Consider the following 16,986-nt stretch of genomic DNA (forward strand, 5'->3'; position numbering starts at 1 on the left):
GCTGCGGCGGGGTTGGGCGCGGAGACGTTGCAGGCATAGCCGACCAGGATCCCCAGCACCATGGCTGCCATGATGCAGAGCGTCAGTTTGTTCTTTTTCATCGATGATTCTCCCTCTTCTATGATGAGTGCACGCCCCCGCCGAGCCGAAGTCCTCCTGCCGGTCGTCAGCTAAATCCCCAGATAAAGCCATGTCTGAGTCAGCAAGCAGAGTGCCAAGGAGAGTCGATAGGCACAAGTTGGCAGAATAGCAATTGAAAGGAGTAAAAACGAGGCGGTGGGAGGGGGCCAAAGGGGTATAACCTCCAGACAGCCAGAGCGGCAGCCTCCGAAACGAGTGTTGTCATTTCAGCAGGTTATCTGCCGTTTTCAGGAAGTTATACGTGCAGGTGTCGTTATAGGGGATTGCGGTTCGTTGTAGGTGGCCAAGCGTCCCCCCCTTTGACAAAGGGGGGACAGGGGGGATTTGCCTTTGCAGGAAACCATGCCGTCGTAGGAGCGCCATCCCTGGCGCGAACCATTCCAAAGCTTGCCCACCCCCCTCACCCCACCTTTTTCAGCCTCTTGCTGAGAGCCGGTTGCGAAACCCCGATCAGCCGCGCCGCGATCGACTGGTTCCCAGCGGCACGCTTCATGGCCTCCGCTACCAGCAGATCGACGATGTCCCGCGCAGCCGGAAGAGGCTCCGACGGGACGAAGATGCTGTCGGGCTCCCTCACGGCGCCGCGGTCGACGGCATTGAACCCCTGCTTGTCCATGGCGCGCTTGAAGCTGTCCATGGAAAGCATGCGGCTTTCGTGGACGCTCATGGCGTCATAGACCATCGACCTCAGCTCGCGCACGTTCCCGGGGAAGGGGTAGTTCGCCAGCAGGATCGGGAGCTCCTTCGGGACCGTCGGTTTCTTCTTCCCCATTTCGCTCGCCGCCTCCTCCAGGAAGTGATCGAGCAGGGGCATGATGTCCCCCGGCCGCTTCCGCAGGGGGGGAATTTGCACGTGGTGGGCGCAGAGCCGGTAATAGAGGTCCTTGCGGAACTGCCCGCTCACCTGCCTGTCGGCGAGGTCGTGGTGGGTCGCCACCACCACCCGGGCGTTCATCCGCTTCGGCAGGTCGCTCCCCAGCGGAAAGTATTCCCCCTCCTGGAGCAGGCGGAGGAGCTTGACCTGCGACGGGATGCTGAGATCGCCTATCTCGTCCAGGAAAAGCGTACCGTCGGCGGCATGGTCGATCATCCCCTTCCGGGCGAACTCGGCGCCGGTGAAAGCGCCCCTGGTGTGGCCGAAGAGCGTGTCGCTGAAGACGTTGTCGTCCAGCCCCGCCACGTTGACCGAAACCATCTTGTTGCGGCTCCGGCTCAGGCGATGGATGCTCCGCGCCACCAGCTCCTTGCCGACCCCGCTCTCGCCGGTGATCAGCACCGGCTGGCTGCTCCTGGATACGGCCTCGATGTAGCGGAAGATGGAGCGCATGGCCGGGTCGCCGGTGACGATATCCGAAAAGGCCTCCGGGTGATCGAGCTTGTCGCTCAGGATGCGCGACTGCATCTGCCTGTTTTCACGCTGCAGCTCGATCATCCTGATGGCGCGCTGCACCCCCTGCACCAGCCGCTCGTCCTCCACCGTCTTCACGAAGAAGTCGAAGCCCCCCCGCTTCATGCAGCCGACCGCGGTCTCCACCTGGTTGAGTCCCGAGATGATGATGACCGGGATCTCCGGATGCTCTTCCACTATGGCGCTTAGCAGCTCCTCCCCCGAGACGTGGGGCATGTTCAGGTCCAGCAGGACCAGGCCGATCTCCTGGCTGGCAAGGATGCCCATGACCTCGCGGCTGTCGCTGCAGCGCACGATGTTGCTGATCCCGCCCGACAGGCCGAGGGTCATGCTGAGGCTCCTCAGCCACGCCTCCTCGTCGTCGACCAGCAGGATGCTGAAAGATGGGTAGAGCGATTCGATCATGAGCGTGCATCTCCTTCCAGTACCGGTAATGCGATGGTTACCGTGGTGCCGAGGCCGGGCTCGGAGGTGAAATCCAGCCGCCCCTGGTGGTCCTTCACGATCCCTGCGGAGACCGACAGGCCGAGGCCGGTCCCGCCGGTGTCCCTCTTGGTGGTGAAGAAGGGATCGGTCAGGTGCGAGAGGTGCTCCTTCGGTATCCCCACCCCCTCGTCCCGCACCGAGAAGACGAGCTCGTTCCGGGCGGCATCGAACGCCGTCGAGACGCGAATGCCCTTCTCCGGGGAGGGGAGCGCCTGGCAGGCGTTCAGGATCAGGTTGACCACGACCTGCTCGATGCGCTGGATGTTCCCGCGGCAAGGGGGGAGCCCTTCCGCGCAGCTTACCTCGAAGCGGTGGGTCGCCTTCTTGATGGAGTTTTCGACCAGGCGGACCGAGGCGTGGACCACCGCGTTCAGGTCCACCGATTCGTTCAGGTCCGAGTCGTCCTTGCGGGCGAAGTCCTTCAGGTCGTCGACGATCCTCTTGATGCGCCGGGCGCCGTCCTGCATCTCGTCGAACATGCGCGGCGCCTCCTCGCGCAGCAGGGAATACCTGAGCCCGCCGATCATGAAGTCACCACTCTCCTCGAAGCGCTCCTCTAGATTCTCCTCGGCGACCTTGTACGCCTTCCTCAGCACCGGGATGTTCAGCAGGATGAGTCCCGTGGGGTTATTGATCTCGTGGGCTACCCCCGAAACCAGGATCCCGAGCGAGGCCATCTTGTCCGCCTGGATCAGCTGCTGCTGGTGCTGCTGCAGTTCCGCCGTCCGCTCCGCCACCCTCTTTTGCAGCGTGCGTGACCAGGCCACCGTCGCCCCCAGGACGAGGAGGAGCGGCACGACCACCATGGCAGCGGACTTCACGATCCTCTCGAAGGGGACCTGCTGGGGTTCCAGCACGCCCAGCCATTTGTCGTAGATCTTCTGGTAACGCCCGGTGTTCTTCAGGATGGCGAGCCCCTCGCTGAAACGGGAGAGGACCTCCTGGTTCCCTTTTTTCACCGCGTAACCGTAAAAGCCGCCGGCGAAGGGGCGGCCGACCGGGACGATATTGGAGAGTCCGAGCTCACGGCCGAGATAGAGGCCGGGAAGGTTCCCGACCAGGGCGTAGTCGTGCTTTCCCGAAGCGAGGAGGCGCAGCGCGGCGGCGTGGGTGTCTACCAGGATCAGCTTCGCGCCGAAATCGTGGGTCAGCAGATAGTCGTGCATGCTCCCCCCCTTCTGCACGATCACCTCCTTACCGCGCAGCGCCTCGAGGTTCTGGATCGGCTGGGCCCCCTGGCGGGCGAAGATCGAGGTGTGGACGATGTTGTGCGGGGGGGAGAAATCGAGCGAAGTGCTGCGCGCCTCGGAGTAGGTGATCCCCTGCAGGATGTCGACGCTCCCGTCCTCCAGGCCCTTGCGCGCATCGTCCCAGTTGCCGAGGCGGAATTCCACCTGCATGCCCATCACATCCGCAATGGCGCGTGAGAGCTCGACGTTGAAGCCCGTAGGCCGGCCGTTTCTGTCCAGGAACTCGTAGGGAGGGAAGTTCTTGTCCCCGCCGATGACGATAGACTTCTCCGACCCCGCCCAGGCCGCACCGGGCCAGGCCTGAGCCGGGCCGACGGCGGAGAGGAGCAGGAGTAAAGCAGGGAGAACGCCGAAAAGTACGCGGAGCTTTTTACGAGATGACACTCGAAGGCTTTCCTTGAAAAGTGTTGGTCTTGTTATCCCCTCGCCCCCCGGGAGAGGGGCAGGGGTGAGGGCAGCCGCCATCGGCGAAAATGATGACATCATGGCCACAATGCCACCCATGGCACAACACTAACGACTATAGGGAGATCGAATTTTTTTGTAAAGTGGAATGGCCGTCAGGAGGCTCGCCTTGCAGCCCCCTCCCCTTCATCACCTTCCCCCACCCTGCTGGCTCCGGGTCAGAATTAGTTGTTGGCAGGCCCAAGCCTCCCGCCTCTTTAGCAAAGGCCGCCGCCCCGTGCATCCCTCCTCTTTAGCAAAAACGGCCGCCCAGCGTCCCCCCCTTGACAAAGGGGGGTCAGGGGGGATTTGCTTCTGTCCGACCCGAAGAACCCTAAGTAATTACTAGGCGCTTTGCCCCCAGACGACAGCCCAAAATATCTTTTGCGCACAACGCAAATTTGATGTAGATTCGGTGCGCCCGAACACGACCTTTCTGGTTTCGACCAAATTCATAGAAGCGTTTTAAAAAAAAGGAGAGCAACATATGGCAAGTCTCAACAAGGTGATGTTAATAGGAAATCTGGGCAAGGACCCGGAGCTGCGTTACACCGCCAGCGGCACCGCCGTCGCCTCCTTCTCCCTGGCCACCTCCGACCGGATCAAGGGTAAGGACGGGAACTGGGAAGAGAAGACCGAATGGCACAACATCACCCTGTGGTCGCGTCTTGCCGAGATAGCCGGTGAATACCTCTCCAAAGGGAAGACCGTGTATATCGAGGGACGTCTGCAGACGAGGAAGTGGCAGGACAAAGACGGGAAAGACCGGTACACCACCGAGATCGTAGGCGAGAGAATGCAGATGCTTTCCGGCAAAGGCGAAGGCGGCGGAGGCGGCCAGCGTCAAAGTGGCGGCGGCCGTGGTTACCAGCAGGACCAAAACCAAAACCAGGGGAGCACCTACGAAGAGCCCGTCTTCAACCCCGACGACGAGATCCCGTTTTAGCTTACAGATGACACCTGAGCGAAGGCCGCAACCATTGAGGTTGCGGCTTTTTTCTTCTACGGGGACTGGCTCCGCAGGTGCCAGTCCCCCTTGCAACGTTCTGCACATAAAATAGTGCCTGTCGCAGGATTTTTGAGCCCTCTTTCAACTTCTTCAGTCAAATGTCTAAAAGTCGAACTTGACCCCAAAGGGTCTCCCCATGCCTCATGGTCATCGTGACTTTTTTCATCGACTGGGTTGTCGTTAACTGGTATTGGGGGAAGTGGAAGAAAACGGCGGAAGCCGCGCCGCCTCGTTTGAAAACAAGATCTGTGACGCTGCCATAGCCATGACAAACGAAACATGGTCTGTTGAACAAGAAGTTTGAACTTTGCTTCTCCCACCCCTAACAGACACATGGAACTGGAAATAATAAGGTATCTCTTTAGGAGGCCCATGGACTCTACAGAGTACAGGCAACTTATCCTTGACGATGGCGTATGGGAGCGAACAAGCCCTAGTTGGAAGGCGCTCGAACCCCTGCGGGATTTCGATACCCACAGTGATAGCGATGAAACTCCACACCAGCACTACCTAAGGTTATCGTCAAGGTTCAAAATTCCGTTCGAGGTCATTGACCAGTGGTTGTATCATCTTTACTACGACGGAAATTCTCTGACGAATTACGGTTGGCTGGACTACGGATCTATTCGGTTCGAGGAGGTTTTGATGTCCGCCAACTGCCTGGCAAATCTAAATGTTGTTTCCCGATTCGCACCGTGGGTCAAAGGGCGGCAACTAGCCAATCCCTTTGACGATTTCTGTTGCAGAGACATAGACAAAACGTACTGGCGTGAAAAGGGAACTTGGCGCACGGCCCCAATCGTTCTCGATGTTTCTACCCTAAATGAAATCCCCGATTATGCTGATGTGAATGCCCCCTATCAGCTGGTGGAAGGGCACACCCGCCTCGGGTATCTTCTCGCGATGCTTCGCGCCGGCCTCATCAGCGGCGATAGCGAACACCGCGTATATCGAATGTACCTCCCATAGGCTAACCGAGGTGATGAGCCTCCCAATAGGGAGCAATTACACCTCCTTGGTTTGTCTGGACAACGTATCAACGGCCGAAAAGGGTTAAGCCCCTCGACGGCCAGACCTGACCTTGGGCCCTTCGCTAACGCCGGACAGCGGTCTTTGAGTGTTTGCCTTCTACACTGAGAAGGACCTGCGGACGCCGAAAATGGTACCTAATGTAGGTATAGCATGCAATTTAGAGAGGCTATACCTTTAAGATCAATGACCGTCACTGTGGCTGTGCAATATCTGGAGAATTGGCTGTGATAACGTCTGAGCAGATTTTTATTTCTGCTATTTCCGGAATTTTAGGCTACGGCCTGGGCGCAACATCGAAACCAATTCAGGAATATTTCGATCTGATAAAGGATATCAGGCGCTGTTTCATACAATTCGCAAATTGCTACGGAACCCTGGCTCAAACCCAGCTCAATTTTGCCGCGTCGGAGAAATACCGAGAATTTTCTGGCAGACTGTCAAGCTTCCCGCATCTAAAGCTCTACTACCTGTATCTCTTTTTAAACCTGATCCCGAATAAAGAACGGCTCTCGGAAGCAAGCCGGCTGTTCATTAGGTTATCGAACACTATCTGTACCGACGACTTCGAGTCAATGCACAGAATCGAAAAACGGATTCGTAGTTGCTTGGCGATGGAACCGCGAGACGATTAAATGTGATGTTGAAAACGTTGGCAGGATGATCAGGTTTCGATAAAGCCTGAGGGTGACCCGCTGCTAAGTTATTACCTTGGAAAAGGAAGAGATAAATGGCAAGAGATGTTGGTTTGCTTGGCTCCTACAGCGGCAGGAAGGAGTCTCCTGAAGTTGAACTCATCATGCAGGAGGAGATTTCTATGGCACTCGAAGAGGCCCTGGCGAAGTTGGGCCTCTATCAGAAGAAAAGAGTTGCACTGGAGAGAATAGACGAGCATTTGCGAAAGCTGTATGAGAAATACGATTTAGATCAGTACAAAATGGAATTCTGTAGTCGGCCATGGGTGCCTGTGACGCCAAACCTTACGCAAGATAAGTACATGAGGGCAAGGTTCTTCTGTGGGATCGGTGACAATCCTCTGGGCACGCCACAGGAGGAGAGCCCGATCTCCTTTCCTTTGCCTCCAATTACCACACATTGTTCCAATTGTGATGATCCCACAACGTTTTTGAGTATCGGCTCAATATGGTGTGACGGGTTTCTTGATTTTTATCCCAGGATTGGGGAGGTGACTGAACAGGTTTTCACATTGTATTACCAGTGCGTAAAGTGTAAAGAAACAGTGATTACCTTTCTTGTCAAGAGAGTGGGATTAACTATTACCCTGTGTGGCAGAACTGAACGGTTGTCAGTCGATGTCCCCTCTTGTATACCAAAAAAATTAAGAAAGATTGTTGCAGACGCGATCAGCGCTGCAAACGAAAACGACATTTTTGCTGCATTTTATCATCTAAGAACCTTCTGTGAGCATTATATTAAGACCTCAATCAATGCAGCAAATGATGAAAGAATTCGAGGAGATGAGCTTTGCAGAAGATATAACTGTTCACTTGATAATAGAATGAGCAGCGGAATTCCTTCGTTAGTGACTGTATATGAGACTCTAAGTCGTTACATGCACATGCGCTCTGGAACTGCTGTAGACTTTGCTGCGATGTTAGATCATGTGGAAGGACACCTTACAGCTAAAGCTCTTTTTGAAAAATATTCTTGAAGTCGTATCTTTTCAAACGAAGTGTAGCAGACGAGATAGGCTCCCCTCCGCCGGCTAAGTCCGAGTGGATACAAATCGACATGAGCCAATGCCGCTCCATCGGTAGGGACGGGGGGAGGGGACGTCTTTGAGTTCCTTGAGTTACTCTTGGAGAGTCCGAGGGATGGGTACCTGTCAGCGCCGGGCTTGCAGACGGGACGCTGGTTTTCCCCACCAAGCCAGCAGCGGACGGCTAATCTAGTTTCAAAAAATGAGACATGCATGTGCTCAAACGTTGATCTCTGGGACATTCCTGCGTGTAACGGGAGCCGAGGAGGACGTTGTTGTCTTCATTGATTTACTGCAGCAAGTCAACCAAATCAACCAAGTCGCGCTTCTGCGGCCAGAAGAAGACCGCGGAGCGCATCCAGCACATGCTGAAGAAAGGGAAAGCCCTCGCCTCCCGCCGGCGCTTTCGACCTGACCCTCAGGCCAGCTCTCAGGCCAGCTCCAGCTTGGCCAGTTCCTTGTCATACTCCTTGGCCTTCAGCTTTTCGCCTGCTTTTGCTCCGTTTCCCTTCACCTTTTCAGCTTCTTTTTCACCTTTCATCGCTATTACTCCTTTCTCTGCGATTCTCAACTCTCCGCATCACCAGAATGGTCGTGTCATCGGGGAGCGAAGCGGAAGGATCCACCAGCGCCGCTATCAGTTCCACCATCTTCCGGGCATCAGTCGCCTCAGCCACGCGCTCCGATAGCAGACCATGGTCAATATTCAGGCCCGTCCCGGCTTCGAGAAGTCCGTCGCTGTACACAATCAGTGCATCCCCTTCCTTTATCACGCAGGACCCCTCATGGTAGGTTTCCTCAGCCGATATTCCGAAAGGTAGGCCGCGCGGCAAGAGCTCATGGACTGAACCATCGCGCCGCCGCAGGAAGACATAACCGTGGCCGCAATCCACGTAAGTCATGCGCCCTGAGGCCACGTCGAGTTGGGCCAGGAAAAGCGTGACGAACCTCTCTGCACCCTCTAGGTCGTGCCAGAGGCCCTGTTCCGCCAGCTTTAGGGCGGCCGACGGACCATTGTCCCTCGTCACGGCGCGCAGGGCGGCTCGGACCGTCGCCATTAGCATAGCTGCCGCCATCCCCTTTCCCATAACGTCGCCAAATGTGAGGGTTACCGTACCTGGCGCCGTCTCCTGCCAGTCGTAGAAATCTCCCCCCGCTTGGCGTGCTGGCAGACAAACGCCTGCAATCTGTAGACCGGGAATCCTTGGCGGATCGCCGGGGAGGAGCTTTCGCTGCACTTCCGCAGCTAAGTTCAATTCCGTCTGTAGCTGGACACGGTCCATTTCGCTTTGGCGCAGCGCATCTTCGGCCCGCCTCTGCTCGGTGAAGTCCTGAGCAGTTATGATCACAAGGTTCCTCTCGAACATCGGGATGCTCGTCCAGAGATTGACCGCCGATTCCCCCGAGCGTTTTGTGAGCCTGACTTCCCAGACCATCTGAGAGGGGTTGCCCAGATCCAGGTCTCGATCGAGCTTCCCGACGACTTCCGCACGATAATCGGGGTCGGGAATGGCGGAGCGCCAAAACTGCTCGTGATCGTTCAAAATTTGGAGCGGCCAACCGACGATCTCCTCCGCCTTACGATTCATGTAGCGGATTGTACGGTCGTCGAAGGTAAGGACGCTCAGCCCGATCGGCATGTTGTCCAAGATGGTCTCTATGAAGTCGTTCCGTTCCCGCAGCTTCTCCTCCACCTGCCGTTGCTCGGTCACGTCGCGGGCGACGAGAAGGAGGAGGTTTCTCTCTCCCACCTGGATAGCCTTCAGAGACACGTCCGCATCCACCGGCACCCCGTTATTTCGTACATGCCAGGTGAAAAACTGCGGGGTACCCGCGACGGCCGCTGCCATATGCTGGGCGGCAACATCAGCCGAATCCCGGCCGTCCGGCTGGCGGGGGGGAGCGATTTCGGCCAGCGTACGGCCGACCATCTCCTCAGGCTCGCGCCCCCAAAGAATGCACGCCTGCGGGTTGCATTCCTCAATCACGTCAGTCATCAGGACTATGCCGTCGGTCGAGCTTTGCACCATGATCCGGTATCTTAGTTCTTCATCCTTTGGCTGACGAAGCAAGGACCGAATTCGCCACCACATGAGCACCATGGCCAGGAGGGTAACAATGATCGCCGTGCCACCGGCCAGGAATGCAGCTATGCCGGGTTCGGAAACGCCGCTCTCGTACCTCGTCTGCGGCTGGAAAACCGCGTGATAGAGAGATAGAAATACCAATCCGGCAATACCGATTGCCGTGGTAATCATCAACAGGAGCAGGGAAAACTCTCTCCGATGTGCCATCTTTCACCCTCGTCGCGTCTCAAAAGCAGTAGGCGGCTTCCAATATGGGGTTGCGGGAGGCAGTTCTGAAAAGTGAAATCCATTTCTGAAGAGCTTTAGACAGGCATCGACAACCGATGAATCATAGGCAGTCCCGGAAGCTTTTCTTACTTCATCAAGAGCGGATTCCACTCCCTTGCCGGGGCGATACGGGCGGTGCGATGACATGGCTTCGACGACGTCGGCAACCGCCAAAATCTGCGCTTCGAAAAGGATTTCCTCACCCTTGAGCCCCGCAGGGTAGCCGCTTCCGTCCAGACGCTCATGGTGCTGCCGAACGATGAGGGGGACGGGCCACTGGAATTCGATGTCCTTCACGATTTCATAACCCACTTCAGGGTGGCTCTTTATCAATTCAAATTCCGCCGGACTCAGATAACCCGGTCTGGTCAGTATCTCTGCCGGGACGTAGATCTTTCCGATATCGTGGAGTATTGCACCCGTCCAGATCCCCTTCAAGCGCTCCAGCGCGATCCCCCCAAGTTCCTCCGCAACGGCACACGCCAACTGAGCCACCCGTTGCTGGTGCCCCGCAGTATAGGGGTCCCGCTTCTCGACGGCGGAACTCAAAGAGTGCACCGTCTCGTCCAGGATCCGGTTCACCTTCTCCAGGCTTTCCTTGAGATCCGTTTCCAGCTTCATCTTTTCGGAAATGTCATAGATGACCGCCATGGTGGCTACGATGCGGTTCTGGCCATCAAACACAGGCGCCGAAGAATAGCTGATTATGATCCTTCGACCGTCTTTTCTGGTCCCGTCCATGGGCAGAGAATGAAAAACCTCCCGGTTGAGGGTGCGCCTGCGCAGGACCTCATACTCCTCCCACTTTTCGTCGGCAAGAGCCCCTATAGAAAGCCCAAGCACCTCCTCCTCGCGCCATCCTGTAACCTCCTCGGCAGCGCGGTTCCAAAGCAGGATCTTGCCGTCGAGATCGAATGCGATAATTCCGAGAGGAGATGCCTTGACCAGAGCCACCAGGCTTTGCTCATTGGTGCCGAGCGATCCTTTTTCCCATCCTTCTCCTCCGTCAGCCTTATTCGTCTTCATGGCAGCTCCTTTACCACCTGGCTATCCTGATCAGCTTCCACCACCTTCTTCACCCCTCCCCCCACCCGTCTGCCCGCTGGACCGCTTCGCGCGCAAGCTCATCACCGGAGGCAGGAATGACTACCGGCTCGATGCGAGCGCTCCCCTGATCCGGTCGAGCTCAACTCGGGTCAGGCGGTATTCCAGCGAAGCTTGCAACTCCTCCATTTCCGCCTTTTTCAGTGCCGCAATCGTTTCGGCATGTTTGGCTGCCGTCACGGTCCCCGCCTTGAGCCGGTTTTCGCTGAGCCGGACATTTTCCCTCTGCAGCGAAAGCGCCTCCCGGGCAACGTCTACCATCTCCTTGGTACGTTGCAGTTTCCGATACACCTTGTCGATCTCGATCCCGATCCGCTTGTCTATCCGGGCGAGGTTCTCTTCCGCTTGCGACTGTTGAGCGACCCGCTGGCCAATCTCTCCACCCCGCTTCCCCCAATCCAAGATGTTCCAGGTCAGCTCCGCTCCGAAGAAGCCGATGTTACTCGGCAGAAACGGTGCTCCATCCTGATAGCCATGGCGGGCAAAGAGCGTCACGTCGGGAATGTACTCGTAGCGGGCGGCACGTACCGCGTGGCGCGATCTTTCCACCGTTTCGCGCGCGGCAAGAAGCTCACCGTTTCTGGCTCGCGCCTCTTCGTAGGACAGCTCTTTTGGCAGGTCCGGCAGCTCAGGAAGCCCCGCCTCGGTCACCTCCAAAATACTGTCGCTCGGAAAACCCAACAGGTCGTTGAGCTCCGAGGTCGTATCGGAGATGTGGATCTCCGCTGCGAGAAGCGCCTGCCTCCCCTGGAGCAGATTCGCCCTCGCCGCATTCACCGCCACATCGAGCAGGTTCCCCGCCTTTACTCCTTCTTCGGCCTCGCCCAAGTTCTGCTGCGCCGCGGTGAGCGATGCCTGCGCGGCATCCCGCTCCTTGTACGCCACCAACAGTGTGTAGTAAAGCTGGTGTACCGCAAGAGCCGTTTCATTTTCCGACTTTGCCAGTTCCGCTTCCGCGATGCCGCGATCTGTCCGGGCTATCTCATTGGCTTCATGTATTTTGAAAAGCTGTGTGGTCGGCTGCGCAAGGGTGGTTTCGCTGACCAGGATAGTGGAGGAGCTCTGCGCTACCTTCACGTCGCTGGTGGGGATGGGGGTGCCTCCAACGTTGCCCAGGCTTCCGATCGGCAGGGAGATACTCTGTTTCTCCGAAATGGCGACATAGTGGGTGTTGTTGGAAAGAAGCGGGAAATACTGGGACCGCGCCGACACGATCTTGCGATCGTTTTCCCCCACCTTATACCGGGCGATTTTTACTCCGGAGTTTTGTTTCAGTGCCATATCGACGGCCTGCGAGAGCGTCAGGGAATATTTGACCGGCTCTGCCGAGACCTCCCGCCCCCCCGAAAGAAGGGTACCTACCGCGATCACAGCGGCGACTGCCTTGGGCTTTATCGAGCGCGTCTTTACGGCCACGAAGAGAACGGGAATGACCAGCAGCGTGAAAAACATCGAGAAGATGAGGCCGAAGGCGATGACGCTCGCCAGCGGACTCCAGAGGCTCGACCCCGAAAGGATCATAGGGGTAACCCCCACGGCGGCAGCCATCGTGGTGAGGAAAATCGGCCGCAGCCGTCGCGCCCCCGCCTCCCGGGCGGCCTGCTCCAGGGTATCCCCCTCCGCGATTTTTTCGTTGCAGTAGTCGACCAGGATAATCCCGTTTCTCACCACGATGCCGCAGAGGCTGATCAGCCCCATGAATGCCGTGAAACCGAAGGGGTTGCCGGTGATGGTGAGCCCGAGCATCGCCCCGAAAAGGGTGAGCGGAATGGATGCCATCACTATGAGCGGCTCCGAGACGGTCCTGAATTGCACCAGCAGGATCAGGAAGATCGCAACAAGGCTGATGGCAAGGGCGATAACCATCTGTGGGAATGTCTCCTCCTGGTTGTCTTTCTCGCCGCCATAGTAGATCCGGTAGCCCGTCGGGAGCTCCAGGGCCTTGATCTGGGGCATTGCCTGCTCCAGGATTTTCGAAGCGTAGAACCCCGGCTTCGCGAAGGCCCGGATCGTCAGGGTGCGCACGCCGTTTCTGCGAACGATCCGGCTGGTCTGCCACTCCGGTTCGAGCTTGGCCACGGCGCGCAGCGGTACCCGGGCGCGGGTCAGCTCGGAGCTGAGATAGGTATTCCCGATGTCCCCGAAGGATGAGCGGGAGGCCGGATCAAGTCGCAGCTTGATGGTGACGGGACGGTCCCCTTCCCAGAACGTGCTCACCGGGGCGCCGTCGAAGGCGCCCGAGAGGATTTGCGATACCGACGCCTCCGTTATGCCGAGACGGTTCGCCAGCTCGTCGTTGACCTTCACGTCCACCATGTAGGAATCGTTCAAGTAGTCGCGGAAGACGTACTGTGTATTCGACACGCTCTCCAGGATCCCCTGTGCCTGTTCCCCCAGCCGCTTCAGCTCTCCGATGTCGTCCCCGGAGATCCGCACTTCGATGGGCGCTTCCATCTGGGCCCCCTGCTGGAGTTCCTTCACGATCACCAACGCCTCCGGCGCCACTTTTGCCAGTGCCGGGCGGAGCTCCTTCACCAGCCGGTCGGTATCCTTCACCGACGCGGTATTCACGATGAACTGCCCGTAGGCCCCGTCCGGCTGCTGCGGGTTGACGTTGTAGTAGAATCTCGGGGCGCTCTGCCCGACGAAGGTGGCGTAGTGCTCCACCCCCTTCCGCGCCGCCAGGGCCTTCTCGATGCGCTTCATGACCGGGTCGGTGGCCTCGATACGTGTTCCCTCCGGCATCCAGACGTCGATCACGAACTGGTTGCGCTCGGCGGAAGGGAAGAACTGCTGTGGCACGATGGCGAAGAGCGCCACCCCGAAGGCGAACGCACACACCCCGAGCGTGAATGCCAGCCACTTCCTGTTCATGAAGATGCCGATCAGTATCCCGTACTGATCCTGGAGCCGATCCAGCAGGCTCTTCTTCTCCTTGCCGTGCCCCAGGACCGGTTCGGCATCGTGGTCGTGCAAACCCTTCTTGATGAAGGTTCTGCAGAGCAGGGGAGTCAACATGGTAGCAACGATGAAGGAGACCCCCAACGCGATCGCTACAGTGATGGGGAGCGCCATGATGAACTCGCCCACGGAACCGGTCAGGATCAAAAGCGGCAGGAACGAGGCGATGATCGCTATGGTCGCGGTGAGGACCGGTACCAGTACCTCGGTGGCACACCTCCATGCCGCCTCGACCTTCGGCACCTTGTGGTCCAGGAGCTCGACGTAGTTGTCGGCGATCACGATGGCATCGTCTACCACTATCCCCAGGACGATGATGAGGCCCGCAATGGAGACCTGGTGCAGGGCTATCCCCATCGCATTCATCGCTGCCAAGGTTCCGCACAAGGTAACCGGTATGGCCAGGGCGGCGATGAGAGCGACGCGCAGCGGAAGGAGCACGATGGTGACCAGGATGACCGACCCAATGGCCAGCAGGAATTCGTGGCTCAGCGAGGCAATCCGCTCTTTGACCACCTCCGGCTGGTTGGCGACCAGGTCCAGTTGAACGTCGGGGGGAAGGACAACCTTCAGGCGCTGGAAGACCTTATCCAATTGCTCGCCCAGTTCGACAATATTCTTCCCCTTCTGCATCTCGACGGAGAGGAGGAGACAGGGGACGCCGTCATAGCGAACAGTGAAGTTCGGGTCCTGATACCTGCGCTCGACGTTGGCGAAGTCCTTGATGTAGAGAGGGTGGCCATCCTTGGAGACGTCGACGAGCACGTTCCGTATCTCGTCTTCGGTATTGAAAATTCCCGTGGTCCGGAGTGGAATCTTCGATCGGTCGGCTTCGAAATGTCCCGCGCTCTGTATGGCGTTTCGTTCTCTGAGGGCATTCACCACCTGGTGCGGATCGGCAAAATACTGCGAGACCCTTTCCAGGCTGCCGGTGATCCAGATTTCCTCTCCCTGGTTTCCGTAGGTTACCAGTTTCCCCACATCACGGACGGTGCGCATTTCATCGTGAATCTTGTCCGCAAAGTCACGCAGTTCTCGGTACCCGTACCGTTTGCCGTGGACCGCGACCAGCATTGCGACCGTGTCGCCGAAATCGGAATCGACCACCGGCCCCTTGATGCCGTCTGGTAGTTCCGTGCTCTTCACCACGTTCAACTCGTGGCGCAGCTTCGCCCAGAAGAGGTCGGCGTTCTTGACGGTGTCTTCAAGCTCGACGTTGATGATGGCGAGCCCGGGACGGCTCGTAGAATAGGTCTTTTCCTTGCGCACCTCGGGGAACTTGAAGATGTGTTTTTCCAGGGTTTTCGTTACCTGCTTTTCAACCTGCTCTGAGGTTGCGCCCGGATATATGGCGGCGACGAGCCCGGTTCTGATGGTGATGGTCGGATCTTCCGTCCGTTGCATTTTCAGGAAGGCATTAACGCCGACTATGACTAGCATTGCCGTCAATATGAGGGTGACGGGGGGATATCGAAGCGAAAACTTTATCGGATTCATACAATCTGATCCTCTCGCGGTCGCCGATTTACCTCCGGTCCGTCTGTTCTGTTGCCGATACCACCAGACCGTTTCTGAGCTTTGTCTGTCCCGCCAGAACGATCAGCTCGCTACCCTCAAGGCCGCTCTTTATCTCGATGTCTCTATTGGTGGTCGCTCCGATTTCCACACGTTTGGTATAGACGCGCTTCTGGTCGGGGTAGTAGACGTAGACCTGCGTCGCTCCCTGCGGATCACGTATCACCGCATCTCCTGGGAGGGTTACCATGGAGACAGTCCGGTCCCCGCGGATTTTTGCTTCCGCCACCATCCCGACCCGCAACAGGTGCTCGGGGTTCGGCACGGCGATCCTGGTCATGTAGGTTCGTGTCTCAGGGGCTGCGGAGACGTTGACGACACGCACCGTCCCTTGAAATGAGTTCCCGGGCAGGGCGGGAACGGTGATGTCGGCTTTCTGTCCGATCCTCACAAGGTGTACGTCCGTTTCCGGCACGCCGACGTTGACCTCCACCGGGTCGATCTGGATGATTTCAAAGGCAGGGGATCCAGGAGAGGCCGTGCTGCCCGGCTCTATCAACCTTTTTGAGATGTAGCCGCTGACAGGGGCGCACAATGTCGCATCGGACAGTGCTTTCCGGGCAACCTCAAGGTGGGCGGTAGCTTGATCGTAAGCGGCCTTCGCCAGAGCCTTGTCTTCCTTCTGGCCTCCCGCCTTTGCCTCCACATACGCCTGTTTTGCGCTCTCGTACGCCGCCTTGTACTTCAGGAAGTCGTTGGGAGCCAGGCTCTTCGAGTCATGCAGCATCTTCATGCGACGATACTCATCCTCGGCCCTTTCGTAGCTGATGCGCGCCTGCTCCAAAAGCTCCGGCCTCGCAGAGTGCATTGCTTTTTCCAGAGCCGCTTGCGCGTTGGCCGCCTGAGCTGCGGCGCCTTTGACCGAAAGGGTGAAGTCGGTGGGGTCGATCCGGGCAAGGACCTGCCCCTTTCTTACATGTTCTCCCTCTCGCGGCCCCACGAACACGACCTTGCCGGAGACGAGAAAGGAGACACTCGCGGGGGAGTCCGGCGTCGAAACGGTCCCGCTTACCGAGACCGTCTCTCGCTCCTGAACCTTCTGGACCCTCCCTACCATCACCGGGACAGCATCGCTGCTTGCTTTTTTCTTGTGCGGCTCACCTGAGCAGGCAGTCAGTGAAACTCCCAACAGTGACAGGCCTGCGGCCTTTACGATGGATGTGAGCATACTTTTCATTGTTGATGCTCCTTTTCCATGGTTCTCCTGCGCGTCAGCTGTCGCCATGAACCTGCTGATCTCAAACGGATCAATTGTACCAAGGTAACAAGCGATCCACGATCAAGTCGGAAAACTTAAAGGCCAAAGGTCAGCAGAAAAGGAAAAAAGGGGGCGGTGCCTGGGACAATGGAGCTGTTATTTCCTGAAAGCAGTATCCTTCCGCCTATGTCATCTTCGAACTTTAACGACAAGACATTACTATTCGCGCTACTGAATTTCTCAGCGATCTAGCCCGAAAAAATGAAGCTCGTTCCTGATGAGTGCAAGACAAGCCTTCACCACCGAT

Annotated in this window: 9 protein-coding genes; 3 read left to right on the top strand and 6 right to left on the bottom strand. The window is 57.6% G+C overall.

Annotation, left to right across the window (positions count from 1 at the left end; all coding sequences use genetic code 11):
* Positions 1 to 541: 541 nt before the first annotated feature.
* Positions 542 to 1,954: a sigma-54-dependent transcriptional regulator gene (locus AC11W3_RS00920; RefSeq protein WP_484088248.1), complete on the bottom strand. Its 1,413-nt coding sequence runs from the start codon at positions 1,952 to 1,954 to the stop codon at positions 542 to 544.
* Positions 1,951 to 3,669: a transporter substrate-binding domain-containing protein gene (locus AC11W3_RS00925; RefSeq protein ID WP_484088249.1), complete on the bottom strand. Its 1,719-nt coding sequence runs from the start codon at positions 3,667 to 3,669 to the stop codon at positions 1,951 to 1,953. The genes AC11W3_RS00920 and AC11W3_RS00925 overlap by 4 nt, the downstream gene beginning before the upstream one ends.
* A 547-nt stretch (positions 3,670 to 4,216) precedes the next feature.
* Here AC11W3_RS00925 and AC11W3_RS00930 point away from each other — a divergent pair.
* The 3 genes from AC11W3_RS00930 to AC11W3_RS00940 all read left to right on the top strand — a co-directional run bounded on the left by AC11W3_RS00930 (position 4,217) and on the right by AC11W3_RS00940 (position 7,439).
* Positions 4,217 to 4,675 (top strand): single-stranded DNA-binding protein, encoded by a 459-nt coding sequence (locus AC11W3_RS00930; protein ID WP_484088250.1) that lies wholly within the window; start codon positions 4,217 to 4,219, stop codon positions 4,673 to 4,675.
* Positions 4,676 to 5,071: 396 nt separating this feature from the next.
* Positions 5,072 to 5,707 carry a hypothetical protein gene (locus AC11W3_RS00935; RefSeq protein WP_484088251.1) on the top strand — a complete coding sequence of 212 codons (636 nt, stop codon included), beginning with the start codon at positions 5,072 to 5,074 and terminating at the stop codon, positions 5,705 to 5,707.
* Between the two features lie 790 nt (positions 5,708 to 6,497).
* Positions 6,498 to 7,439: a hypothetical protein gene (locus AC11W3_RS00940; RefSeq protein WP_484088252.1), complete on the top strand. Its 942-nt coding sequence runs from the start codon at positions 6,498 to 6,500 to the stop codon at positions 7,437 to 7,439.
* Between the two features lie 578 nt (positions 7,440 to 8,017).
* Here the strand turns inward: AC11W3_RS00940 and AC11W3_RS00945 are convergent.
* From AC11W3_RS00945 to AC11W3_RS00960, 4 genes are all read right to left on the bottom strand, one after another.
* On the bottom strand, positions 8,018 to 9,781 hold the full coding sequence (locus tag AC11W3_RS00945) for a PP2C family protein-serine/threonine phosphatase (protein WP_484088253.1): 1,764 nt from the start codon (positions 9,779 to 9,781) through the stop codon (positions 8,018 to 8,020).
* Between the two features lie 3 nt (positions 9,782 to 9,784).
* Positions 9,785 to 10,867: an HD-GYP domain-containing protein gene (locus AC11W3_RS00950; protein WP_484088254.1), complete on the bottom strand. Its 1,083-nt coding sequence runs from the start codon at positions 10,865 to 10,867 to the stop codon at positions 9,785 to 9,787.
* Positions 10,868 to 10,987: 120 nt separating this feature from the next.
* On the bottom strand, positions 10,988 to 15,403 hold the full coding sequence (locus AC11W3_RS00955) for an efflux RND transporter permease subunit (RefSeq protein ID WP_484088255.1): 4,416 nt from the start codon (positions 15,401 to 15,403) through the stop codon (positions 10,988 to 10,990).
* 28 nt (positions 15,404 to 15,431) lie between these two features.
* Positions 15,432 to 16,658 (bottom strand): efflux RND transporter periplasmic adaptor subunit, encoded by a 1,227-nt coding sequence (locus AC11W3_RS00960; RefSeq protein WP_484088256.1) that lies wholly within the window; start codon positions 16,656 to 16,658, stop codon positions 15,432 to 15,434.
* Positions 16,659 to 16,986 lie beyond the last annotated feature (328 nt).

The sequence above is a fragment of the Geomonas sp. genome (assembly GCF_056994735.1).

Excerpts from the sequence above, each read along its gene's own strand:
- AC11W3_RS00920 (WP_484088248.1), bottom strand. The coding sequence starts at position 1,954 with ATGATCGAATCGCTCTACCCATCTTTCAGCATCCTGCTGGTCGACGAC.
- AC11W3_RS00940 (WP_484088252.1), top strand. The coding sequence starts at position 6,498 with ATGGCAAGAGATGTTGGTTTGCTTGGCTCCTACAGCGGCAGGAAGGAG.
- AC11W3_RS00950 (WP_484088254.1), bottom strand. The coding sequence starts at position 10,867 with ATGAAGACGAATAAGGCTGACGGAGGAGAAGGATGGGAAAAAGGATCG.
- AC11W3_RS00935 (WP_484088251.1), top strand. The coding sequence starts at position 5,072 with ATGGAACTGGAAATAATAAGGTATCTCTTTAGGAGGCCCATGGACTCT.
- AC11W3_RS00930 (WP_484088250.1), top strand. The coding sequence starts at position 4,217 with ATGGCAAGTCTCAACAAGGTGATGTTAATAGGAAATCTGGGCAAGGAC.
- AC11W3_RS00960 (WP_484088256.1), bottom strand. The coding sequence starts at position 16,658 with ATGAAAAGTATGCTCACATCCATCGTAAAGGCCGCAGGCCTGTCACTG.
- AC11W3_RS00955 (WP_484088255.1), bottom strand. The coding sequence starts at position 15,403 with ATGAATCCGATAAAGTTTTCGCTTCGATATCCCCCCGTCACCCTCATA.
- AC11W3_RS00945 (WP_484088253.1), bottom strand. The coding sequence starts at position 9,781 with ATGGCACATCGGAGAGAGTTTTCCCTGCTCCTGTTGATGATTACCACG.